This is a genomic window from Bradyrhizobium sp. 132 (assembly GCF_023074185.1).
GTDB lineage: Bacteria > Pseudomonadota > Alphaproteobacteria > Rhizobiales > Xanthobacteraceae > Bradyrhizobium.
This window is the reverse complement of record NZ_JADPKY010000128.1, coordinates 1-21,984: the sequence shown is the minus strand read 5'-3', so window position 1 is coordinate 21,984 and position 21,984 is coordinate 1. Positions and strand designations below refer to the sequence as shown.

Annotated in this window: 25 protein-coding genes and 5 pseudogenes; 15 read left to right on the top strand and 15 right to left on the bottom strand. The window is 59.7% G+C overall.

Features of this window, described 5'->3' with window-relative positions:
• Positions 1-692 precede the first annotated feature (692 nt).
• A complete protein-coding gene (locus IVA74_RS27390) occupies positions 693-1,601 on the top strand; it encodes a formylglycine-generating enzyme family protein (RefSeq protein WP_247349529.1) in 909 nt (302 codons plus the stop codon).
• A 140-nt stretch (positions 1,602-1,741) separates the two neighbouring features.
• Here IVA74_RS27390 and IVA74_RS27385 read toward each other — a convergent pair whose 3' ends face one another.
• Both IVA74_RS27385 and IVA74_RS27380 read right to left on the bottom strand, forming a co-directional pair.
• The gene (locus tag IVA74_RS27385; RefSeq protein WP_247349528.1) at positions 1,742-2,221 is read right to left on the bottom strand and encodes a hypothetical protein; all 480 of its coding nucleotides are present in this window, start codon (positions 2,219-2,221) and stop codon (positions 1,742-1,744) included.
• Between the two features lie 124 nt (positions 2,222-2,345).
• Entirely contained in the window at positions 2,346-2,963 is a 618-nt protein-coding gene (locus tag IVA74_RS27380) for a hypothetical protein (RefSeq protein WP_247349530.1), read from the bottom strand.
• A gap of 464 nt (positions 2,964-3,427) precedes the next feature.
• Here IVA74_RS27380 and IVA74_RS27375 point away from each other — a divergent pair, with 464 nt between their 5' ends.
• Entirely contained in the window at positions 3,428-3,568 is a 141-nt protein-coding gene (locus IVA74_RS27375; RefSeq protein WP_247349527.1) for a hypothetical protein, read from the top strand.
• Between the two features lie 172 nt (positions 3,569-3,740).
• Here IVA74_RS27375 and IVA74_RS27370 read toward each other — a convergent pair.
• From IVA74_RS27370 to IVA74_RS27350, 5 genes and pseudogenes are all read right to left on the bottom strand, one after another.
• A pseudogene (locus IVA74_RS27370) lies at positions 3,741-4,298 on the bottom strand (HD domain-containing protein); the annotation flags it as partial.
• 154 nt (positions 4,299-4,452) lie between these two features.
• A complete protein-coding gene (locus IVA74_RS27365; RefSeq protein ID WP_247338569.1) occupies positions 4,453-4,680 on the bottom strand; it encodes a hypothetical protein in 228 nt (75 codons plus the stop codon).
• 78 nt (positions 4,681-4,758) lie between these two features.
• Entirely contained in the window at positions 4,759-5,082 is a 324-nt protein-coding gene (locus tag IVA74_RS27360; protein ID WP_247349526.1) for a PilZ domain-containing protein, read from the bottom strand.
• A gap of 51 nt (positions 5,083-5,133) precedes the next feature.
• Positions 5,134-5,433 carry a hypothetical protein gene (locus IVA74_RS27355; RefSeq protein ID WP_247349525.1) on the bottom strand — a complete coding sequence of 100 codons (300 nt, stop codon included), beginning with the start codon at positions 5,431-5,433 and terminating at the stop codon, positions 5,134-5,136.
• 545 nt (positions 5,434-5,978) lie between these two features.
• Positions 5,979-6,158, bottom strand: coding sequence for a hypothetical protein (locus IVA74_RS27350; RefSeq protein ID WP_247349522.1), 180 nt, complete (start codon positions 6,156-6,158; stop codon positions 5,979-5,981).
• 346 nt (positions 6,159-6,504) lie between these two features.
• Here IVA74_RS27350 and IVA74_RS27345 point away from each other — a divergent pair, with 346 nt between their 5' ends.
• Positions 6,505-6,684, top strand: coding sequence for a hypothetical protein (locus IVA74_RS27345; protein WP_247349520.1), 180 nt, complete (start codon positions 6,505-6,507; stop codon positions 6,682-6,684).
• Between the two features lie 958 nt (positions 6,685-7,642).
• On the opposite strand, the gene IVA74_RS27340 is transcribed toward IVA74_RS27345, so the two are convergent.
• Positions 7,643-8,116 carry a hypothetical protein gene (locus tag IVA74_RS27340; protein WP_247349518.1) on the bottom strand — a complete coding sequence of 158 codons (474 nt, stop codon included), beginning with the start codon at positions 8,114-8,116 and terminating at the stop codon, positions 7,643-7,645.
• Between the two features lie 140 nt (positions 8,117-8,256).
• On the opposite strand from IVA74_RS27340, the pseudogene IVA74_RS27335 reads away from it, so the two are divergent.
• Both IVA74_RS27335 and IVA74_RS27330 read left to right on the top strand, forming a co-directional pair.
• Positions 8,257-8,759: pseudogene (locus tag IVA74_RS27335) on the top strand (Ku protein); the annotation flags it as partial.
• A 28-nt stretch (positions 8,760-8,787) separates the two neighbouring features.
• Entirely contained in the window at positions 8,788-9,216 is a 429-nt protein-coding gene (locus IVA74_RS27330) for a nuclear transport factor 2 family protein (protein WP_247349517.1), read from the top strand.
• A gap of 19 nt (positions 9,217-9,235) precedes the next feature.
• On the opposite strand, the gene IVA74_RS27325 is transcribed toward IVA74_RS27330, so the two are convergent.
• The gene (locus IVA74_RS27325) at positions 9,236-9,466 is read right to left on the bottom strand and encodes a hypothetical protein (RefSeq protein WP_247349516.1); all 231 of its coding nucleotides are present in this window, start codon (positions 9,464-9,466) and stop codon (positions 9,236-9,238) included.
• A gap of 281 nt (positions 9,467-9,747) precedes the next feature.
• On the opposite strand from IVA74_RS27325, the gene arr reads away from it, so the two are divergent.
• The 8 genes and pseudogenes from arr to IVA74_RS27285 all read left to right on the top strand — a co-directional run bounded on the left by arr (position 9,748) and on the right by IVA74_RS27285 (position 14,650).
• Complete coding sequence (gene arr, locus IVA74_RS27320; protein WP_346730982.1) at positions 9,748-10,020, top strand: NAD(+)--rifampin ADP-ribosyltransferase; 273 nt, start codon at positions 9,748-9,750, stop codon at positions 10,018-10,020.
• Positions 10,021-10,135: 115 nt separating this feature from the next.
• Positions 10,136-10,855 carry a DJ-1/PfpI family protein gene (locus IVA74_RS27315; protein WP_247349515.1) on the top strand — a complete coding sequence of 240 codons (720 nt, stop codon included), beginning with the start codon at positions 10,136-10,138 and terminating at the stop codon, positions 10,853-10,855.
• A 249-nt stretch (positions 10,856-11,104) separates the two neighbouring features.
• Positions 11,105-11,506, top strand: a complete 402-nt coding sequence (locus IVA74_RS27310; protein WP_247349514.1) for a response regulator — start codon at positions 11,105-11,107, stop codon at positions 11,504-11,506.
• A 91-nt stretch (positions 11,507-11,597) separates the two neighbouring features.
• Positions 11,598-12,386, top strand: a complete 789-nt coding sequence (locus IVA74_RS27305) for an alpha/beta hydrolase (protein ID WP_247349513.1) — start codon at positions 11,598-11,600, stop codon at positions 12,384-12,386.
• The gene (locus tag IVA74_RS27300) at positions 12,387-13,544 is read left to right on the top strand and encodes a PAS domain-containing sensor histidine kinase (RefSeq protein ID WP_247349512.1); all 1,158 of its coding nucleotides are present in this window, start codon (positions 12,387-12,389) and stop codon (positions 13,542-13,544) included. It begins immediately after the preceding gene.
• Positions 13,545-13,761: 217 nt separating this feature from the next.
• A pseudogene (locus IVA74_RS27295) lies at positions 13,762-14,078 on the top strand (hypothetical protein).
• 159 nt (positions 14,079-14,237) lie between these two features.
• On the top strand, positions 14,238-14,438 hold the full coding sequence (locus IVA74_RS27290; protein ID WP_247349511.1) for a hypothetical protein: 201 nt from the start codon (positions 14,238-14,240) through the stop codon (positions 14,436-14,438).
• 32 nt (positions 14,439-14,470) lie between these two features.
• On the top strand, positions 14,471-14,650 hold the full coding sequence (locus IVA74_RS27285) for a hypothetical protein (RefSeq protein ID WP_247349508.1): 180 nt from the start codon (positions 14,471-14,473) through the stop codon (positions 14,648-14,650).
• A 26-nt stretch (positions 14,651-14,676) separates the two neighbouring features.
• Here the strand turns inward: IVA74_RS27285 and IVA74_RS27280 are convergent, their stop codons facing one another.
• Positions 14,677-16,233 (bottom strand): ISL3 family transposase, encoded by a 1,557-nt coding sequence (locus IVA74_RS27280; protein WP_247349506.1) that lies wholly within the window; start codon positions 16,231-16,233, stop codon positions 14,677-14,679.
• 171 nt (positions 16,234-16,404) lie between these two features.
• On the opposite strand from IVA74_RS27280, the pseudogene IVA74_RS27275 reads away from it, so the two are divergent.
• Together IVA74_RS27275 and IVA74_RS27270 are read left to right on the top strand one after the other, a co-directional pair.
• Positions 16,405-17,945: pseudogene (locus tag IVA74_RS27275) on the top strand (ISL3 family transposase).
• A gap of 264 nt (positions 17,946-18,209) precedes the next feature.
• On the top strand, positions 18,210-18,473 hold the full coding sequence (locus IVA74_RS27270; protein WP_247349504.1) for a hypothetical protein: 264 nt from the start codon (positions 18,210-18,212) through the stop codon (positions 18,471-18,473).
• Positions 18,474-18,513: 40 nt separating this feature from the next.
• Here the strand turns inward: IVA74_RS27270 and IVA74_RS27265 are convergent, their stop codons facing one another.
• The 5 genes and pseudogenes from IVA74_RS27265 to IVA74_RS27245 all read right to left on the bottom strand — a co-directional run.
• The gene (locus tag IVA74_RS27265) at positions 18,514-19,524 is read right to left on the bottom strand and encodes a hypothetical protein (protein ID WP_247349502.1); all 1,011 of its coding nucleotides are present in this window, start codon (positions 19,522-19,524) and stop codon (positions 18,514-18,516) included.
• Positions 19,525-19,853: 329 nt separating this feature from the next.
• Positions 19,854-20,552 carry a GrlR family regulatory protein gene (locus tag IVA74_RS27260; RefSeq protein ID WP_247349500.1) on the bottom strand — a complete coding sequence of 233 codons (699 nt, stop codon included), beginning with the start codon at positions 20,550-20,552 and terminating at the stop codon, positions 19,854-19,856.
• Positions 20,553-20,678: 126 nt separating this feature from the next.
• The gene (locus tag IVA74_RS27255) at positions 20,679-21,341 is read right to left on the bottom strand and encodes an HAD family hydrolase (protein WP_256467603.1); all 663 of its coding nucleotides are present in this window, start codon (positions 21,339-21,341) and stop codon (positions 20,679-20,681) included.
• Position 21,342: 1 nt separating this feature from the next.
• Positions 21,343-21,678 carry a hypothetical protein gene (locus IVA74_RS27250; RefSeq protein WP_247349498.1) on the bottom strand — a complete coding sequence of 112 codons (336 nt, stop codon included), beginning with the start codon at positions 21,676-21,678 and terminating at the stop codon, positions 21,343-21,345.
• Between the two features lie 6 nt (positions 21,679-21,684).
• Positions 21,685-21,984: pseudogene (locus IVA74_RS27245) on the bottom strand (Ku protein); the annotation flags it as partial.

Here is a 21,984-nt window from a genome sequence, read left to right as displayed (position 1 = left end):
CAGCCATCAGCAGCAGAAAAGATTTCTTGTTCATTTCGTCCTCCAGTAGTGGCACGGCACAACATACGCCGGGCTGAGAAGTTCCAGGTTTTCCCGGTCCGATGGGCTTGGATGGAGTATCGAAAAAAGCAACTGCAAGAAGATGGGAGCGGGCTCCAGTCGCGTACTTGATCTAATTCGGGCGGAGAGTCTGGACGTGGCCCTTTTGCGAAGTCGCCTCCGGCGTTGTGAATGTCTGCTCAGTGAGACAGGGCGGACAAGATTTGCTCACGTTGAGTTCTTCGCACTTTGACCCGTAACCGACCTCTCGCAAGACTATCGGCAAGCCCCCGAGGCGGAAGCGAGCGGTGCAGTTATATAATCACGCGCTTGGACTAACGAAACCAAACAAAAACTGGCCGTTTGGCGTGCGGGTCTCATCACGCACCAAGGCAGCTTTTTTCGTCACGCGTCTCGACTGGCCGCGAGTGAAGGGCGCTGTTTCATCTCTTCAAGCCGCGAAGCAATTCAGATTAGCAACGGAGCCGTCTTGTTGGCCTGCGCAACGAGATGTATTGTAGGCGTAGTAGGATGGCGGTAAACGGCGGTCGAGGAAGACGCCGCAAGCCGTTCTGTCTTATGATTGAAACAAATTGCCTGACGCGCCGCCGCCAACCGAGTGTCGACCACCGTGATGCGGCTGGGAGCCCTGGATGGACAGGTTTGTTCACCTATTACCCTTGTTGCTTGCGCCGCTGATTGTCCAACTCCAGGTAGCGAGCGCCGGTGCAGAAACGTTGGATCAATCCACGCCGGCGCTCTCGATCTTAGAGCGCCCATCGCCCCTGGATTTGCGGCGTTTCCGGCTGCTATCGCGATCTGAAGAAAGCGCATTGGTACCGCTTGATCGCTTTAAAGAGTGTGATCTCTGTCCGGTGATGATCGTCGTTCCTGCCGGCCGGTTCACCATGGGCGCAAGCGCGGGTGAAGCAGGCAGCACAGCGGACGAACGGCCGCAACACCAGGTGACGTTCCCGAGCTTCTCGGTTGGACGTTTTCCCGTTTCTCTCCAGGAGTGGAACGCCTGCGTCATGAGGAAGGGTTGCAGCTTTCGATCGTCGGATCCGACCAGCAGTAGCGAATGGAAACCCGTCACCAATATTCAATGGGCCGAAGCCAAAGAGTACGTCGACTGGCTGTCGCGTGCGACCGGAAAGCCATATCGGTTGTTGAGCGAATCGGAGCGGGAGTACGTCGCGCGCGCCGGAACGACGACTGCTTTCTGGTGGGGCGATTCCTTCGCTCTTGATCCGGCCGAAGAACGCCAAATCGCCGGGACGAAGTCTCCGCCGCCAAGACCGTCGCTTCCTAATCCTTGGGGGATCTATGAAGTCCATGGTAGCGTCTACGACTGGGTGGAGGATTGCTGGCACGACACTTACCAAGACGCACCGGCGGACGGAACGGCATGGATAGAAGGAGATTGCAGCCGACATGTCCTGCGCGGCGGCTCGGTTAGTCGAGCGGTGCAAACCCGCCGCGCTGCGGCGCGCATTTGGTTCGGCTCATCGAATCGGATGGATTACATGAGTGTTCGTGTTGCAAGGACGCTACTGCGATAGGCAAGATGGGCCCGTTTCGTCGACCACAAGCGCGGCTGCGTCAGGGCGGCGAGATGCAGACGACAGAGGTTGACCGAAAACATGATCCGAAAAAGCTAGGTGTTGATCGACTCGGAAACAGCCTCGACATTTGGCATCGGCTATTTCACCGTCGCGATCGAACGCCCATACGCACGAACAGCCTCGATAAACGCGCCCCAATCCTTTACGGAGGAGATCGTGGCTTCGGTGTCATCCCACGTAAGGGTTGCCTCGGCGTCTAGCTCTGTCGCTCCGCGGCCCTGCAAATCCTCTTTTGCGGCCAGGACGGCCAAGCGAGAGGCAACGAAGTCGCGATCAAGGTCGAGCAGAGATTGGTTTTCCGAGATAGATGAAACCTGAGCACCGCTCCGATCACGGATATCGAGCAATCCGAGCTCCTCTCGTCTGATGGCCGCTGTCTCATCACGCCAAATCTTTTCGGCCCGCTGCGCCAACTGGATGAGCCGAATGTAGAGGCTCGTAGGGATCCCGGACGACTGCGCTTGGGTCTGCGTGATGGCATGGATCCGGTGAGACTGGAAATCGAGCACCTCACCCGATTGTACGTGGGAGCGATCCTTGCTTTCGTCAGTCGGCATTGTAGTCTCCGCGACGACCATTATAGGGGCAGCAAAAACAAGTCCGAAAATGCCTCGATGGGCGAGCGCCAGCACTTCTACGCTTCGATTCCTCGGCCCAGAAAACAATTGACCAAGATGCCGCTCAATTGGTGGCGAAGCAGTAAAGCAATCCCGCTCCGCCGACGCGCTGCAAGTTCGCCGGGGAACAACCCGGCGTCTTGTGCGAATAGTTCCAGAAATTGGGACCCTGAGCGTTGCCGATCAGGTCATGGTGTCCGACGATCGCGCTACCCTGTCCGTCAGTGCTGCTCGTCCAGTTGCTGCAAGTCGCGTCGGCACCCGGAATGGCCGTGCCATCGTGTTGTGTGCCGGTGAGCATGTCATGGTGATTGGGGTTGTCGCCACGTCCCTTGACCACCATACCCTTCTCATCGAGGCCGGTCTCTTTGTTGATCTTGTTGTTGTCGCTGTGCAGGTCGGCCACGTTTGCCGCGATCTGGATTCCCTTGGCGTTGGACCAGGGACCGTTACCGATCCGATCCTTGGCATTGATAGCGCCCGGCCCCTGCGTCGAAAGATAGGCGTGCCATGTTTTGCCGCCCGCGCCTGCGGCCTGGGCGAGGGTCTCGCAATGTCGATCCGCCCCGTCCAGCCCACCGAGGTCGCCGCCCCTCTCAAGCCCGACACTGGTTATGAAGAAACCCATGCTGCCTTGCTGGGCTTCGGCTGGTCCCCGCGCACTCAACGTCAAGACTACCATGAATGAGAGTAGAGCCAAATTCGCTATCTTGGTCATGCGGTTGGTCCTTGCCAATGTGGACTCTCGTCCCCACAATCACGCGCCGCTGCAACACTGCTCCACCGGGTATCCCGGCATTCCTAAAACCTATTATAGGATCAGATTATCCATAATCACACTTCGTCTTTCACCCTATGGAAGTAGAGGCCTATCGTCATGGGCGGCGTGACCGTAGCGCATGCCGCTGCCGCGGATGGATAGAAACGGGCTTAAAATGACTGCGCCCCTGGGTTCGTGGGCGGCAACGTATTCAGAGCATTCCTGTCTCTCGCCAACTCCTTACGTCATTCTCGCCTATTGGCCCATCAGCGAACTGACGGCGCACATTTTTGAGGTCCGCTCAATGAGGCATGGCGGACTCGATTTGCTCTGCTTGGGTTTTCCGCGTGTTGACCCCAAGCGGACGTTGAGGCAAAGGGCGCCGAATGAGCCGTTTCGATGAAGTTGCATTGCTGGAGCAAAATACAGCGCTGGCTTTGTTCATCGGCTCCGAGGACATCTTACCTATCAGCGCCCCGCCCTCGGCCTCTATCGGTGATGAGAACGCCAGTTTGCGCTCCCGCTGAACCGCCCCGGGTTTGCCGGAGGCTCCAACTTCTGAGAGGATGAGCCATGACAAGCAAGACGACGAACAAGTTTTCACCCGAGGTCCGGGCCCGAGCGGTTCGGATGGTTCTGGATCACGCCGGCAAGCACCCTTCCCGCTGGGCGGCGGCCGAGGATCGCCAGCGGGACGTTTGCTTTACCGATATCATGAAAGATGGCGGCAGAGTACAGCCGCTCAAGATCGGTTTTCCTCAAGCCCAGGCTTAGCCCAAAGTCGATTGCTACCCCGGTAACGAGGAGGCAGTGCTGATAGGTCCCCTCGTGGTGTCGCCGCACGGTCGCGAGCCGTTCAGTGAGGCCGCGCTCCGCGATGCGATCGGCGATTTTTCTCCCAGCTTCTCTCGTCCCGATCACATCTATCGGCTCGCCCAAGGACACCGCAGAAAATATTGATCCAATAGCAGTAGCGGCGACCTCAATCGCATGGTCTCTCCGCGGCTCGCCAGTTAACAAGGCGCTTTCAGCGTTTGCAGGATTTGCCAACGCAGCAAACAGTTTGGCCTGATTTACGATGCCTGGCAGCGCGAGCGTGGCTCCTAGAGCATAGGCCTGCGAGATGCAAGCGTGAGACGGCCGTTCGACCAGGAATATGAGCTTGGGGATATTGGTTAGACGAGCACTTCTCTTCTTGAGAGCCGCGATGTTCTCGACGAGGCGTAGGTTGGCGCAGACGACGACGGCGTGAGGCATGTAAGAAAGCTTCGAGTCGACATCCAGCCATTCCGCCGCTATGCGAAATCTTCGGTCAAGTACGCGACAAAGATCAGACAACTTGGCTGCACTGTCAGCCAGAACATGTACAAGCATAATGGCCGCCTCCGTTGAGCGGCTTTCTCGCGCGGGTTCATACCCAGAATGATCCTTGATCCTCAGGAGGCTCGTTCAACCACACCAGCGCCTCGCGCAATTCCAGGAAGAAGACTCGCTCTTCCATGGTTGATGATGAACCTGCGCCGGACAGATAGAGAATAAAGCCTCCACTCTGGTCATGAAGCAGAGCTTCTTTGGCCTCACAAACTGCAAGAGAGGGGACATCGATGAAGGAGATCGTTCGCGACGAGACTAGCTGCATCTTTGATTTTTGGTCATCTCGAGACTAGCTGCATCTTTGATTTTTGGTCATCTAAGGTCTTGACCGACAACATTCGCCTCATTGCGCAGGAGCGAGATGATTATTGTTTCCCGGGCGCTCTTTTTTCTTCGTCTTTTCAGTGACGAATCTGATGCCTACGTGCGCCCCGTTGACCCAAACCAACTCGCATCGGCGAAATGCCAGGCCGGTGGACGATAGAAGCAGGAAAAATTCCTGTGCCTTGAGTGCGTCGATAGAGCCTTCTACCTCAAGCTTGGCGCCGATTTCAGAAGCGTCGAGGAGGATGCAACTCCGTCGCCATGTGCCATCGACCCCGATGATGTTGACCATGTGCTTGCGTTCAAACTGAACGCGGGTCGCCTTTCGATTATTCCACCTCATGGCGAGTCCTCGAACTAACGGTGGCGGGTTTAAGTAGTCATTTCCCGAAACCTATAGCTGCATCTCGCAACGCGCAGTCTCAAGGAGCTGACCAATCTTCGCGGATTGGGCCAGTAACTGTTTTCTGGTCAGTCCATTCGGGGTCTGGCCGACAGTCAATCGGATGCACATGTTTGCGAGATCGAGCATGAAGATGGCGAGGCGCAGATCGTCGGTGGTTTGAATTTGAAGAGATTCCACTCTCGAGAGCAGCGCAGCAATGTTGGGCAGAATGACAGATGTTTCCTGGAGCGAACGATCCGGTTCGGGTCTCCGTTCATCAGGTCGAGGAAATCTCAGGACCTTAGACATTGAGTGCCCCAATAGCTGTCGTTGTCGCTCCCCTCGTCGGAAGCGATGGAAAGGAATGGCAAAACTAAATTAGAACTCGACGGAGCAGCCTAATCAGACCGCGCAACTTCATACGTGAGCCCGACCAGAAAGAGCCGAGTCGGTTGAAACAGATGCAATCTGAAGCCGAAATTCTTAACAAACGTTGTACGTCGGACGCGGTTCGCTTTTTTATTGAGCATTGGTGCCCAAACGCTATCGCGATCTGGCAAAAGGAGCAAAGTGACTAGCCCGAACCGCGATTGACTGCGTATTTCCGAGTTGAAGCTCAAGCAAAATGGCCGCAGATCACTCTGCGGCCCGCCGGTCGGAAATATAGTTCAGTGATGAAATGAGCCAGCCCCGGCGCGGCCATTTCGGTAGCACAAAGCCGGCGACTTATCTGCCCGGTTGAATACGGTCACGGAACGTCCCGTGACTGGAAAGTTCTTTCCGCGCCAGGGCAAGTCTTTTCCAGCCTCGAACGAAACGGCACCCGGGCCGAGGGGATAAGCGCGAAGCGTTCGCTACAATTCGCAGGCGTTGACCTCCTCGTCCGGGAACTCCTCAGCCGCCATTTCCAGCCTGTGCTTGGCCTCTTCCATCTCTCCGGTGATCAAGACGTAGTCTTTGAACGTGCTGGACTGACTGATGTGCTTTTCGATCAGCTGCCGCAGCTCGACCCTGAATTGGTATTTGAAGGTCATTCGTCTCCTCCGCACCGCCAGTGCCAGACCTGGTTCTATACATATATCAGCGCGAAGCTTCGCTAACAGAGCCATCATCAGGATGCATGGCACCACGAAACACCGGCGCCTCAGACGGGAGTAAGACAAGTGCGCGTATTGACGCGTGATGGAAATTGATACCATTGCCGCAAATCCGGGTGAGATCCGCCTCAGTTGCGATCTCATGCCCACAATTTCAAAAGGCATGCGGCTTTTTTGATCGTTCCTGAAGTGGAACGCTGGCCAAACAAAGCGATAGCGTGGCAAATTTGCAACCTATGCAGGCACTCGACAAGTTACGCTGGACCGCCGCAAGGGGGCACTTATGTTCGACATTTACGTCAGTCCGAAACGTGATCTGCTCGTCGTGTGCAAGGGCACCGCAAGGCCGATCCTCGGCTCGCCCGGTAAATGGCGGAAGAGCAAGAAACGAGTGGTCGAAGTCAGCGACGAGATCAAGTCAGCCGTCGAAACACAAGACTACTTGCGGAAAGTACGGGAATAATCAGCAACGTACGATGTAGGTCCGCATACGTTTGAGCGCGGACCCTCTATGCACAACCTCTACAGCATCGCCACGACGCGCTCCTCCGCGTGGTCAATCGCTCGGTCGGTCATCTACAGCCGACGCCCGGCGTGTTTCTCTGACTATCCCGCGCTATTAATCCGCAACACGGAAGCCGGACCGAGATAATCCGGGATGGCCTGGGGTATGCCGCCGCCGACGCGCGCAGCTGATGTCTGTTTGCGGTTAGCATCGCAGCTTTGACATTCGATCTGCTATCCGATAGCCGAACGAGGATGCGGCGCGGCGGCATCGGGTCGTGCCGAACTGACATGATATGAAGGAGCATGCCGCACTGTTCTCGCCGGCGCGGAAGAACTGATAGTCGGCGCGAGAATCTCTGTCACCAGGAGTGCCTTGTCTCTGGGATGGATGCTGAACCTAAAGGCCGAACCCGCGGCTGATCTCGCGCACAAGCCTGAGCGCCGCGTCACTATGTCGGCCATAGAAGAACGCCTGATCGAACTGGGAAAGAACAATCATCCCAAATACCGCTATGCCAATGCCTCTGATCATGGTTGTGAATCGAGTTTTGAACGATGCTGCGCAAGTTCAAGCCAACGGCCCCAGCCGGAGGATGGGGAGAACAGCCAGGGCCGGCATTCCCATTCCATGTGCCGCAATCAGCGGTAACCGGCACGCTCCTATCTACGCACACAAAAACTAATGAACTATTCCGCGCGGCGCCGACGAGCGCACCGTCAGCATTCAGAAAGCCGCCCCCGGCTGGGCGCGTGCTCTGGGAAGGTCTGGCAATGGCACTGCATCGAGGTGATCGCACTTCGCGCGAAGCCGCCTCGCGGCCCATAAAACAGCCGGCGGCCCCCGCCAACGACTTCAAATTGCCCTGCCCCGCAATCGCAGAAAAGCTACCGATCGCGCTAAGCTCTACCGATTGTTAACGTAAGCCGGCGAGGGTGAACCCGTGCTCACCCTCGATCAGATCAGATCCTGACGATTCCACCATCGCCAGCTTATCGGTCGAATTCGCTGACCAAGAATGCACGCCGGCAGTTTCGGCCCGGCATATCATTTGGGTTTCACCGTTCATTGGAATCAACCATCCTTCCGCACCACCAACTAAGGACAGGTATTTGATGACCAAGAGGAATTGCGTAATCGTTCGAGCGCACGGAAGAGAATTGGACCAACTCCGCGCAGAAGCATCGAGCATCGCTAAACGAAGCAAAAAATCGATTGGTGGATCGAGCGCGGCGATCAGGGGACGCACTTTTACTTTGAGGATATCGAGGCGAAAAAAGCATTCGCCGCGGTGTGCGATAACCGTGCAATCGAGTATTGGGAAGGTCTGGGCCCGCCGGCGTAGTCCGCCGTGACAACCAGGTTGTATGAGCTGCCAGTTGCCCGCCATTCTCCGCAGACGAGAGATCGCCGGCTGAGGCAGCCGAGAGCGCACCCGGGGCACAGCGGGCCCAACCAGCGGTTCTCCGCCACATCAAGCGGAGAAGTGTTGCGGATCAACGGATCAAGCCGCTCGCGCAATTCGCGCGCGGTCGTCTCGGTGTAGCCCTTCGCGGTGATCCGCGAGACTATCCGAGAGATGGACAAGGTCGCGATCGGACGCCTGGTGCTGACCAACCGCGAGCACATCATCGCGCTCGAGCCGTTGGAATATTTTGACGAGATCGAGGACGTCAAACTCACCAAGGACATGCTCGACCTCGCCCGGCACATCGTCGACCAGAAATCCGGATCGTTCGAGCCCGGCAAGTTCGAGGACCACTACGAAACCGCGCTGATCGAGCTCATCAGCCAGAAGCGCGCTGGGAAGCCGATCACCGCGAAGGAGAAACCCGCAGCAACCAACGTGGTCAACCTGATGGAGGCGCTGCGGCGGAGCGTGGGCCAGGATGCCCACGCCGGCGAAGGCGAGCAAGCCCACCAGGAGGCCGAAGAAGGCATCGGCTGGCCAGAAGGAAATGCTGATGCCGATCGCCGGCAAGAAGCCGGCTGCGGCGAAAAGGCAGCAGGCCAGGCACCGCAACTCGGCCTGACCTGCGACTACGCGACAGGGAGCGATCGATGCTGAGAACCACATTCGCGGTCGCCTTCCTCCTCGTTGTTCCGCCGTCACTCGGCGCTCAAGAGAAGTTATCGGCCGAGAGTACGAGCGCCAACTTCCAGAAAAATTTCGCGTCCGCCTACAATCGAGGCGACGTTGAGGCAATGGCCGCAGCATTCGCCGAGAACGCAATCAGAGTTACTCCTAGCGGCATCTTCCAGGGGCGCGATGCCATAAGGCGCAGTTTCCAAGAAGCCCTAAACATAGGACTGCACGACTACGTCAGACGTGTCGTATCCCGCACCGAAGGATCGTTCATACTCAACATCGGAGAGTGGCAAGCCAAAGTGGGCGATCAGCCTTTCCATGGCTACTACAGCGCAATACTGGCCGGTGAGGACGACGAAACAAGGATCATTGAAGAGACGGTTAGCATCGCGGCTCCATAGCGGGATCGCGGACAGTCCATCATTTTCCTTTCGGCACCATTCGACCTTCATGCACCTCATGTGTTACGGCCGGGTTGTCCTCCGAAACTGGCAAACGCTTCACCAGTCGCTCACCGCACCAGAGCTCGACGGGATTGCCGTGCAGCATCTGCCTTGCCCAAACGATGGCGTCCTCGTCGTTGGCGCAGGCGAACGTGCGGGAGTTCTCGATGCGACCGTTCACATCAACGATGCAGGCTCGATATTGCATTACGAAGTCTCTCGATTCGGCGGTTCGGCTTGTCCGGACTGTAAGCACTGACCCGCCAAAATTTAACTCTTTTTCGCTGCGTAAACCCGCACGAAGCGCTCGATTGCCGTTGAGCGCGCGCGACAGGCCAGGAATACATTTGCGAGGTTTTTCGATGAGCGGAACGAGAGTATTCTACCACGGGACCCGGGCCGAGTTGAAGTCGGGGGATCTGATCGCCTGCCGGTTTTCGTTCCAATTACGGAAGGCGGGCTCAGACTTCGTGGGTCTATCTCACGGCCATTTTGCAAGCAGCCATTTGGGGCGCAGAGCTGGCCCACGGAGACGACGCGGAGAGGATCTACATCGTCGAGCTGATTGGAGAGATCGTGGACGACCCCAATCTGACGGACAGGAAATTCCCTGGAAATCCCACGCAGTCCTATCGGTCGCTCGAGCCACTCCGCGTTATCGGCGAGGTCAGCCAGCGTACGGGACATTCCGCCGAGCGGCTGAAGGAGATGAAAGACCATCTCAAGCGCCTGAAGGAGGGACGCGTGGAGATGATCGACTGATCCCTCGACAGGGATCCTCGCCTCTTGGTCGGGTCGCAAGGAGAAGTAGCCTGGCCTGACTTGCCCCGTCTCTAGGTTGGCCGGCCAGCGCCGAACCCTAGCAGGAGTATTATGAATGGCAGCCTCCCTTGAGATCGCAATCCTCTTGTACCAGGGCGTGACGGCGCTCGACGCTGTCGGGCCCTGGGAAGTGCTGTCGCGCCTCCCCGGTGCGAAGGTGCGGTTCGTCGGCAAGGAAGTCGGACCTATCGTCGTGGAAGGCGGCGGCCTTCTGCTCGGAGCCACCCACTCGATCTCGGAGACGACGTCGCCCGATCTGGTGGTCGTGCCCGGAGGCTCGACAACCCCGGGCCAGATGGTCGACGACGACGTCCTCGAGTGGCTGCGGAAGGTGCACCGGACGGCCAGGTGGACCGCCTCGGTCTGCACCGGGGCATTGATCCTTGGCGCGGCGGGAATCCTGAAAGGGCAGCCCGCGACCACGCATTGGTACAAGATGGGCGTGCTCCGGATCATGGGTGCGAAGCCCAGGCCCGACGAGCGCGTCGTGCGCTCGGGGAAGGTCGTTACGGCGGCCGGCGTGTCGGCCGGCATCGACCTGGCGCTATGGCTGGCCGGCGAGATCGCCGGGGCCGAACAGGCTGAGGCGATTCAACTGGTTATCGAATACGATCCGCGTCCGCCCTTCGATGCCGGTCACATGAGCAAGGCCTCCAAAGAGGTACAGCGCCTGGCCAAAAAAATGATGGACGACAGCATCCCCGCCGACCAGCGCCGGCTCGTTCCCAAGATCGCCTGGAATCGGTTCATCGACCTCGTCCGCACCGGGCGATAGTACCGGGACCGGACGGGGCCTGACTGGAAGCGCCTTCGAAGTTCGCCCCCTACGTAAGGTGCGTCTCTGGCCGAACGAATGGCGAATTGACTGCTGCTGGCACCATCGGCGAAGTCTGCGCCAACATTTCTGCTCATTCCTTGCGGGGTGCGACCCAGCAAGAAAACGTGAACGCTTCGTCCTGTTCTACGTTGGGACGGGTGACATGCGTCATCGGGACTGCGTCATTTTGATAGGAGATGCGAGAGGATGCACCTGAGCAACTCCCGAAACGCCTCAGAAAGATCGACCATTCTTCTGGTTGAGGATGAAGATCTCCTCCGCGAGATGCTTGAAGAAACCTTGGTCGAGGCAGGCTACGGCGTGCTCAGCGCCGCGTCAGGCGAAGCGGCGGCCGGTCTGCTCAGCGGGACCTCTCTGCCGCGAGCACTTGTCACCGACATCAATCTGGGGCGCGCCAGAATGGATGGTTGGGCGCTCGCCCGTCTCGTACGGGAGCACGATCCAAGCTGCGGGATACTCTACGTCTCCGGGGATAGCGCCCATCGTTGGGCCTCCAACGGCATGCCGCGTAGCGTCATCCTGCCCAAGCCCTTCGCGCCGGCGCAGTTGGTCGAGGCTTTGTCGGGTCTTCTCATCCGAACGTCATAGCTGCCCGGCGCCCGAAAAGGGATGCATCCGGGTCCGCTTGACCCTAGGCTTATCGCGACAATAAAAACTCTTTCACGCTCAGGGGCATCCAGTGTCGATCGAATTCCGCAACAACGTGCAGGTCCGCGGCCGAGGCGAGCGGGCCATGATGTTCGCTCATGGATTCGGATGCGACCAGAACATGTGGCGCTTCGTGGCGCCGGCCTTCGAGTCGGATTTCAGCACGGTGCTGTTCGACCACGTCGGAGCGGGACGCTCAGACCTCACCGCTTATGATCGCCAGAGGTATTCCAAATTGTCCGGCTATGCCGACGACGTCGTCGAGATTGGGCAAGCGCTGGGGCTGAAGGGCGCGGTCTTCGTAGGGCACTCCGTCAGCGCAATGATCGGGGTCTTGGCCGCGGTCAAGGACCCCACGTTGTTCGAAAGCCTCATCCTTGTGGCGCCTTCGCCGCGCTACATCGACGATGGCGACTATTTCGGCGGCTTCAGCGCCCAGCAGATCGAAGAGCTTCTTTCGTTTCTGGAGGAGAACCACATGGGGTGGTCGGCGCAGATGGCGCCTGCCATCATGGGCAACCCGGAGCGGCCCGAACTTGGCGAGGAACTGACTAACAGCTTCTGCCGTACAGATCCCGCCATCGCCAAGGAATTTGCCCGGGTCACCTTCCTGTCCGACAACCGCGCCGACCTCGCCAGGGTCAAAGCGCGCACGCTGATTCTCCAGTGCAGCGAAGACATCATCGCCGGACAACAGGTGGGTGCGTACGTCCAGCGCAACATTCCGAACAGCAAAATGGTGGTCCTGAAGGCGACCGGCCATTGTCCCAACCTGAGCGCGCCCGACGAAGTCGTCGCCGCAATTCGAGATTTCGTCTGAGTGAACAATCATCCTGCCGACAGCGATTTCGAAGACCTCTATGAAAACGCACCCTGCGGGTACCTGTCGGTTCGCCCCGACGGTAAGATCGATCGGGCCAATCGGACCCTTGCGGGCTGGATGGGATACCAGCCCGATGACCTTCCCGGGATGCGGCTTAGCGACCTGCTCAACATGGCCGGGCGCATATTCCTGGAGACCCATGTCGCGCCGCTGCTGCGCATGCAGGGCTTCTTCGACGAGTTCGCGCTCGATCTCCTGACCAAAACCGGAACGCGGCTGCCGGCGATCGCCAACGCGCGTGAGCGTCGGACCGATGCTGATGCGCTCCTGTTCACGCGCCTGACGATCATGCGGGCGACAGACCGGCGCCGCTACGAGCGAGGGCTGATCGACGCCCGCAAGGAAAGCGACGAGCTCAAGACCGCTCTGGAGGAGCGCCTGCGACAGGAGCGCGAAAACGCCGAACTGCGCGAGCAGTTCATCGCCGTCCTCGGCCATGACCTGCGCAATCCACTCGCGTCGATCGCGGCCGGCGCACGGCTGATGCCCAAGGCCAAGACGCCGGAGGACGCGCTTCGGCTCGAGGCCATGATGCAGAGCAGCGTGGGCCGCATGGCCAAGATGATCGAAAGCGTCATGGACCTGGCCCGAGGCCGCCTTGGCGGAGGCATCTCGTTGTCCAAATCGATTACCGCGATCGAACCCGTGCTCGACCAGGTCGTGGCGGAGTTGGCCGCTGCCCATCCGGATCGCAGCATCCAAACGATGTTCGAGGTTGAGACACCCGTTTTTTGCGATCCGGCCCGCATTGCACAATTGTGCTCAAACCTTCTCGGCAATGCGATCAGCCACGGCGCACCGGACCGGCCCGTGCGCGTCGAGGCGACCGCCAAGACAGAAACGTTCGAACTGTCGGTGGCCAACGCAGGCGAGGCCATTCCGGAAGAGGCGCGCAAGCGCCTGTTTCAGCCATTCTACCGGGGAGAGGCGCACGGGCCTTCGCAGGGACTTGGGCTTGGCCTTTATATCGCGGCCGAAATCGCCAAGGCCCACGGTGGCTCGATCGAGTTGGATTCGTCCGAGAGAGAAACCAAGTTCATTTTGCGAATGCCTCTTGAAGGCGATGGATCGCTCCGGCCGCATTCCGCTCCATAAAGCCAGCGGCCTTCGGCGGGCGTTGCCCATAGATGTGATCGAGGCAGGACGGCGAATCCTAAGGCGTCAAATGGACGTGCATCGAGCATTAGGAAGACGCGCGGGCATCTCAGCATCTTTCACTGGAATTACGTGTTCATGCGGCCTTTCAAGCAAACGAGTGATTGTCGTGGCTGGTTCTCATTACCTCCGGATCTTTCGGCGTCGGGCGTGTGGGATTTTCTACAGAAGCTATCAGGAGGAGAGGCGGAGAAAGGGCTTGTGCCTGCTCCGCGGCTGGCTCACTGCGCAGCAGCGCGCCCAGTTCGACGCCAAGGGCTATTTCGACTTGGTCGGGTGCGATACGGGTGCGCGCTATCGCATACGTCGGGGCACGTCGGTCAATGTCCGCGAGATCGATGCATCCGGCCGGCTGGGAATGGGATGGTGCTTTGTACCGTTGGCGAGATCGTCGAAGGAGACGTGATGCTGGTGCAAAAGATAGCCTTGGAGACGAGCGAACTTGAGACGCTGGCCATCGCCAAGAACTTCTAGGGATGGTGACGCAGGCGATCTGAGACAGTCCGTTCGCCTGCTTACCGCGAATTCGTGGCGCACGAGGTTCCGTCTTCACTTGTGTACAAAGTGTCTAATCCTTAAATCACGGTTGCTGTACCAACGATCGCGCTACCCGCCAACTGCAGGAGCTGCGCCGTGGCCTACAACAGACCTTTCAATATCGCCGTCATAGGAGCTGGCGCAACAAAGCTGTCGGTGTTCGCTCTCGATCTGGAAAATGCGGAAGAGGCGTGCGCGGTTGCGAAGCGGTTGGCTGAGATGACTGGGCGAACTGTCACGGTTCGCGATGCAGATGGCGAGGTCCTCGGCATTTTTCCGGGGGCCAAGAAGAGCTAGGAACGGCCAACGGCACTTGGCGTTTGACGCTCATGCCGAGATTCTTCTTCGACTTCAATGACGAAGGCGTGCTCGTCAACGACGGGGATAGTGAGGCCTTCAACAAACTCGACAGCTGTGAACAGCAGCTTCGTGAGGGAAGCGAGGCGGCGAGCACCCAGAACGACGCGGTTGAAGGGTCTTTGTCATTCGGCCTGCAATATTGGCTCTGACGCATATTCGATGATCGTGATTGTTTTTATGGCGCGCCAATCAGCCTTGCCTGAAGGAGATCGAGCTTGGCGCGCCCGTACATCTGCCGTTTGACCAGCTTGAGCTTAGTGATCTGCGCTTCCACTTGGCCATTGGACCATGGTTGCGTAATAGCGGCGTGCACCGCGCCCTTATCGTTGGCGATTCCATTCGCGAACGAGGCAATGAGGCTCCGCTTGGATTCTTCAATCCAAGGTTCGAGCTCGATCTCGGCCTTCCTTCGGATCATCGCGTGGAAGCGGCCGACGAGAGCTTGGGCATCGGCCAGCATAGGAACGTTTTGTTCGATGACCGCAAGCGTGACGGTCTCCGCCCTGGTTAGGTGGTCGCGCTTCGTCGTCATCAGCTGCGCTATCGTCCTGGCGGCGGGGACCTTCTGCAATTGTTGATGGCTGATAGTCTCGGCACGCCGCCGTCGCGTCGTCCATTCCGCCACCACGCGCAGCGATCCCTTGAAGCCTTGTCCCTTCAAGCGGCGCCAGAGCTCGGCACCGTTGCGACAGCCGCCTGACCACTGCGCGTCCAGGAACGGCAGATGCCCGTCCAGGGTGCTTTGACGGGTGCGGAACATATCCGTACCGCCGCCGCGGCTAATTTGGCGAACCAGATTGCGACTATGTCCTGTGCGGCGGACGATCTCCTTGAGAGACACACCGTCGCTGACGAGAGCCGTAATTACGGCATGGCTGTCCTGGCGCCGCAGATAGCCCTGATAGCGCAGCTTTTCCGCACAGGTCAGCAATTCCGGGTCGATCGTCGTCGCTCCGATTGCGGTTCGGATTCTGTTCATGGAGCGGCGCACCGCATCAAGGAAGGCCGCGCTCGCATTTTCCATCAGATGCCAGCGGTCGGCGACTTGGATGGCGTTCGGCAGCGCCTTGGCTGCTGCCTCGCCGTATCCACCACCGCGATCTCGCGACACAATGTTGATCGCTGGGTGCCTCGATAGCCACGCCCGAACGGTCGCAGTTTCCCGGTCGGGCAGCAGGGTAACGATCCGCCGGCGCTCCAAATCGCACACGATCGTCCCGTATCGATGGTTTCTCCGGAACGCCCAGTCATCGATGCCCACAACAAGCAATGGATCTGTCGGCATCGCCGCCCGCCGGCGGACCACCCGTAGCAAGGTATCGTTGCTAACGGGCAGCATGAGCCGCTTGGCGAAGCTTGCGGCCGGCCGGCCGCCCAGCGCCAACCCCAAGTGATGGACGATGTATTCCAGCCGTGCCGTCCGGCGCCGTCGAAGCGGAACGATGTCTTCTCCAAACCGCTCTGAGAAGATCCGCCGGCGGCAATGCGGCACCTCACATGTGAAGCGCCGCGTGAGCAATTGGAGGCGCACCTTTCTGCCCGCTGATGGCAAATCGGCCACGTGCCGGATGTAACGGCTATGGATTCGGCGCGATGCTGTCGTGCACAAAGGGCACTGGGCCTCCGTAGCCTCTGACCGAACAGCCAGAATAACCGAATCCTCTGAATCACTTACGCCATCAAACACCAAACCACTCGGTACGAGCGATGAAATTCGAAAGCCTGTCCGCATGGCGCCGATTCTCCGTTGAAGAACCACAGTCGCCGGCGAACTTCATCAGAAATGAGTCAGAGCCCAATATTGACCCCCTAAGCCGGGGGATCGGCGTCCAAAATTGGCTCTGACTCACTTTTGATGAAGTTCAAGCGCCGGCTCGCGTTGGTTCACAAAGGAATCAACATGATGCAGCGTGCCCTGCGACCGTCGGTCCTGATCCCTCCTGGGTTTGACGTGGAGCGCGCCGTCTGTGATGGCGCCACGACCGTGATCACCGTCCGTCCCACGAGCGACAAGAGTCTCTGTCCCGGATGCGGAGCCAGTTCTGGGCGGATTCATAGCCGATATCAGCGATGCCTCACCGATCTGCCGCTGGCGGGGCGGCCGGTTCGCCTGATGATCGTGGCGCGCCGCTTCCGCTGCGTCACTGTTATGTGCGGGCGACGTATTTTCACCGAGCGCTTCGATGACGGGGCTCTAGCGCCGTGGGCGCGGCGAACGGCGCGGCTCGATCTGCTGGTCCATCACCTTGGGCTCGCCCTGGGTGGCCGCCCGGCCGCGAGTTTCGCTCGCCGACTTATGCTGCCCGTGAGCAACGATACATTGCTTCGGGTGGTGCGAAGGCGCGGTTGCCAGCCCTTTGCTGCGCCGAGCGTGATCGGTATCGATGACTGGGCATGGCGGCGCAATCAGCGGTACGGAACAATCATCTGCGACCTCGAGCGGCGACGACCGATCGCCCTGTTACCCGACAGAGAGCCAGCTACTGCACAGGCCTGGCTCTCGGGGCAGCCGCAAATTGCTGTCGTCGCGCGCGATCGCGGCGGTGGTTAAGCCCTTGCTGTAGCCCCAAGGCGCTTCCGCAGGCCACCCAGGTCGCTGACCGCTGGCATTTGATGGAGAATGCCAGCCACGCATTTCTCGATGCGGTCCGCAAATCAATGCGCCAGGTTCGTGTGGCGGTCGGCTCCGCCACAATAAATCCTGCCTTGCTGACGGCCGCGGAGCGGATCCAGTACGAGGGCTATCTACGGCGTGAGGATACCAACGCGGCAATCCTCAGACAGGCGGAGACGGGCGTCTCCATAAAGGAGATCGTACGACTTACGGGACATAGCCGAGGCCTCGTCCGCAAGGTGCTCCGAGGTCAGCGAACGGATGTATTCAGAGTGCGTGAGAGTTCTCTCGAACATCATCTGTCTTGGCTTGATGCCCAGTGGACGAGTGGTCATCACAACAGTGCCGACTTGTGGCGTCGCCTCAGGAGGCTGGGTTTTAGGGGCTCCGAGCGGGTTGTTAGAGAGTGGGCGACACGCCATCGGCGCGCCGAAACGCCCGATGCTCAAAGTGTACAGCGCGTGCCGTCCGCCAGAACCATTGCCCGCCTGATGCTATCAAAGTCTGAGACCGTTACCATCGCGGCGATCGAGCAAGGCGTTCCTCTCCTGGTGGAAGCTCGCGAAATCATCGCAGCTTTCCACACGATGATCCGCAAGAAGGCTCACGTAGATCTTGACCCTTGGCTGGAACGAGCATGCGCAAGTCTCGTCGGGTCCTTCGCCAACGGTGTCACCAGAGACAAGGCCGCCATCAACGCTGCGATTAAAACATCTTGGTCCAACGGGCAGACCGAGGGCCAGATTACCAAGCTCAAGCTCGTCAAGCGTCAGATGTACGGGCGCGCCAAGCTCGATCTTCTGCAGGCCCGCTTGATCGGTGCTACATGATCCCGATGCACCAAAATTGCGTCAGAGCCAAATTTGAACGCCGATTGACATGCAAATACACCTCCCGCGGTCGCGATAGCAATGCCGAACAGCCTGCAGGGCACTGGGGCGCGGCTCATGCCGGCACTGGAAAGTGGCGTTGTGCACAGCGCCGCGGAACACGGGGACAAACCTCAGCCCTGCCAATCGCGAATCCCTGCTGCGTGCTAACCGCCCGGAACGAGAAGACGGGCGAAAGGATTCGTCCCGGCAGGAGCAAGCTCGATGCTGATGACGAAGGAAAGACGGCCGGCGATCAGAACGCTGCGCGGATGGGCGCTCAGCGTGTTGCAGGAGGCGGGCGCCATCCACGAATGTGAGGAGCATGGCTGGGCAAAGGACCGGGCCGACCCTCACGCCCGCGACCGCGCGTTGGACATCGCCAGGCAGGAGCCTCCAGACGGCTTGTCTCCGGATCAGGCTGTCGCCGAGCTCCGCGGAGTGCTGGATTCGATCGGCGATACCTGCCCTGAATGCCCGCCCGACTGAACCGGACCAACAACCCACGGTCCGATGCCGCTGTCGACGATCAAGGGATCAGGGGTGCCGCCGTGGTGCCAAGATGCTCAGCAGCGGCACGCACCCGGCCAGCGTGCTTTCGCCGCTGCTGCGCGAACTCCGCTGCGTCGACCTGCGAACGCACCTTGTAGCCAGCCGCCGTCAAGCGGGCGCACACGCGCGGAACTGCCGCATCAGTGGTGTCGTCAGATTTTGCCTCAAGGCCGATCAGTCCATTCAGATCGTCGATGAGGCGCAATCCTTCGCTTCGGAGCAGAATCGCCGGCGCTCGGCTCTCGCGGTCCTCGATCAGCAGTTCGAACATCAGCGCGAGGTCCAGCATGGCCCCGAGCGTTGCAGGCCAACCCGAGCCCACGCCGACCGATCGGAAGTAGATCAGCGATGGATGGGAAGCATGGCTCTGCAGGACGGTGGCGCACCAGTCCCGTCCTTTGTAAAGCACGCGCCTGATCTCCTCCGGAGAGTCGAGGTCGGCGTAACGCTCCAGCAGTCCGAGAGCCGAGGGCGGCTGACCCGCAGCCGTCGTAAGTTTGAGAATTCCGGCATCGCGGCGGGAAATGCCTTCTTGCACCTGGAGCAGGTATGTGACCGCCATCGTGAGGACCGAAAGGCCCGAAAGGCCGGCTAAGACGAGGGCCCAGCGGGCCGGACCGTGGGCCTCGATGCCGCTCAGTCCCACCGTGCACAACGCGCTTCCGACGATGAACAGCGCCTCCTGGAAATCGGCTGGCGGCGCGAACCAATCGCCCAGCGCATGCGCGATCAGGCCGAAGCCCAGCCACAGAAGGACCATCCAAATGAGGAAAGAGCCCATCAGGATCGCCGGCGCAAAGCTGGTGGAGACCCCGCTCTTGCCGCGGCGGGCCCACTTCCAAATCGGAAGCATGATGGCGAGCAGCCGCCGGGCCACGCGCAGCGCGCCTCGGCTCTCTCCGGGCACCACCACCGTATCGAATACATCGCGAAGGGCGAGGACGACCAGGACAGTTCCTGCGATGATTTCGACCGTCTGTATGATCAAGGAGCGCCGCCAGGCGAGATGTGCTCGAACTCGTCACAACTGGGCGCGTCGAGGATCAGCAATCCCGCCCAACAGGCCAGAACCGAGGTCAGGACCGATCATGCGGAGATCCTTCTCCGGCTATCTGCTCGTCGGACCAAATGCATCGGCGCATTTTCAATTAACCAGCACCAACCGCACGGTGTCGTGGCCGTTCCTACGCGCAGCTGGTCGGAGCCACCCTGTGCTCGGCCAAAGCGCCCTCATCCGTGCTCAAACTCTACTGGGTCGCTGACTTCTTGATCTCTGATTGCAGCGGCCTCACCCGCGAGCACGAACTGAACTCTTTATCAGATCCTGTGCAGGAGCTTCATCTCGGCCGCCAGCTGGAAACTTCGTTTTCCGGCCAGCGCCGTCGCCTCCCAAATCGCGCCGTTGGCCTCGCAGCTGCCCGAAAAGCCGATGCCCACCTCGTATCCGCCGAAGATCGCGTCGCGAGCCGCCGTGTGTTCCTGGTTGACGATTTCACCGCGCCAGCGGTTATCCGCAGAGGAGTAAGAGCCGAGATAGTAGAAGAAGGCGTCTCCGCCCAGCATGCGGCCGTCCTCCAGCAGCATCACACCGGTCAGTCCGCCGTCAATCCCATCGAGCGCGCGGATGCGCAGCCCGTAAAGGCCATTCGAGATGCCGCCGTTGCCGACCTTTCCTGGCGGCGGCAATGACTCCTCATCCAAGCTGGTCATCACGGCATGCATCACTTGATCAGGGAGCCGGACCGGAGAGGCATCGAAGTGATAGGAATCGCCAACCGCACGGCCGCGCAGGATCAGCTCGTCATCGTCCGCGCCGTAGAGCTGCCGCACCTCGGGATTGAGGGCATGGCGCTGTCCGGCTACCCGACCGACGATCACGCCGTCGATCTCTTGGTAGCTTCCGACGTGGGCGAAAGCCGAGTTTCCCCCCAGCATGCGGCCACCGCGCACATGCATGACGCTACGGTTCAGCACGGAACCGGCGCGATACTCGCATTTGTACAATCCGTCGAACAACACCCTGTCCCAGCTACGCGTAGCGTATTGTAGCCGGTCAGATGGTACGCGAAAAGGCGGCTCGGTACATCAAGAGCAAACCTGCGCCTCGAGGCTCGCGTTGATCATGACCTTCCCCCTTGGGACTCATCTTGCGAGGAGCGAGTCCCCGAAGCAGGCAAGTAGGGCGGCCGGGCCGGGATATACCTGGACGCATCCAGCCTGCCGCAGCGAACTCTCTGTAAAGCCGCCGCACAGAACGCCGACCGTCGCAATCTTCGCTTTGCTCGCCGCTTCGGCGTCGTAAGGCGTGTCACCGATTGCCACCGCATTGTGGCCTTCGATCTCAAGCTTCTTCAGGACCGCTTCGAAGATGTCGGGAGCCGGCTTCGATTCCTTGACCTCGTCTGAAGAGGTCGTCACGTCGACCAGGTCGCCTATGCCTGCGATCTCGAGATACTTGGAAAGTTCATCCTTCTTGGCGGAGGAGGCAACGGCAATCCGGATGCCGACACCCCTGACGCGCCGCAGCAGATCGGGGACTGCCGAAAACGGGCGCACCAGCGGGAGATACTCTGACCTGAAGCGGTTGCTGCGCCATTCCTCCATTTCCTTGCCATGGTCCCGCTGCGCGTCTTCGGACAGGAAGTGCGGAATCAGCTTGTCGCCTCCTTTGCCTATCTGACCTCGAGCCTGCTCGAAACCGACATCGTGGCCGAACTTCACCATCGCTTCGTGCCAGGCGAGCGCATGGAGATCGACCGAGTCCAAGAGCGTTCCGTCAACGTCGAAGATTACAGCTTTGGGCAATTCAAGATCCTCCCGAGCGTGAGCGTCCAAGCTTTGCGTACCATTCGGCGTAGGTCGTGTTCTCGGCCATGTGCCGGTTGAGATCGGGCGCGCCGTCTTCCCAGCAGACGGGGCCTCTCTCTCCGAGCTCGCGTTTTGCCTTGTCCACTGCCTTATGCGCGGCCGCCTCCGCCTTGAGGCCTGAGCTCCGCTTGGCGTCGCAGACCGCGCGACGGGCCTTCATCAGATAGCCGACGAGACTGGTCCGCTCCGCTTCACCGAGGCCGGGGCTGGCCATGCGCCACAACCTGCCACGGACGACGAAGTAGCGACCGTCGGGCGTCACCGGAGTTTTCACGTTACATCAGGCCGATTTCCGGCGCGCCCCTGCTGTTGGCTTCTTTGCCGCCGCTTCCTTCGCCGGCTTCTTACCGGCGTCGGCATCAGCATCTCCTTCTGAGCTGCGGCAGCTTTCTTCGTCTTCTTCGCAGGCTTTTTTGGAGTCTCGGTCTTGGCTGCTGCGCCGCCGACGCTCTTGCGTAGCGCGTCCATCAGATCGATGACGTTCTCGCCTTTCGGCCGATCCTTCGGCACGATCGGCTTGCCGGCCCGCTTCTGGTTGATGAGCTCGATCAGCGCGCTTTCATAATGGTCCTCGAACTTC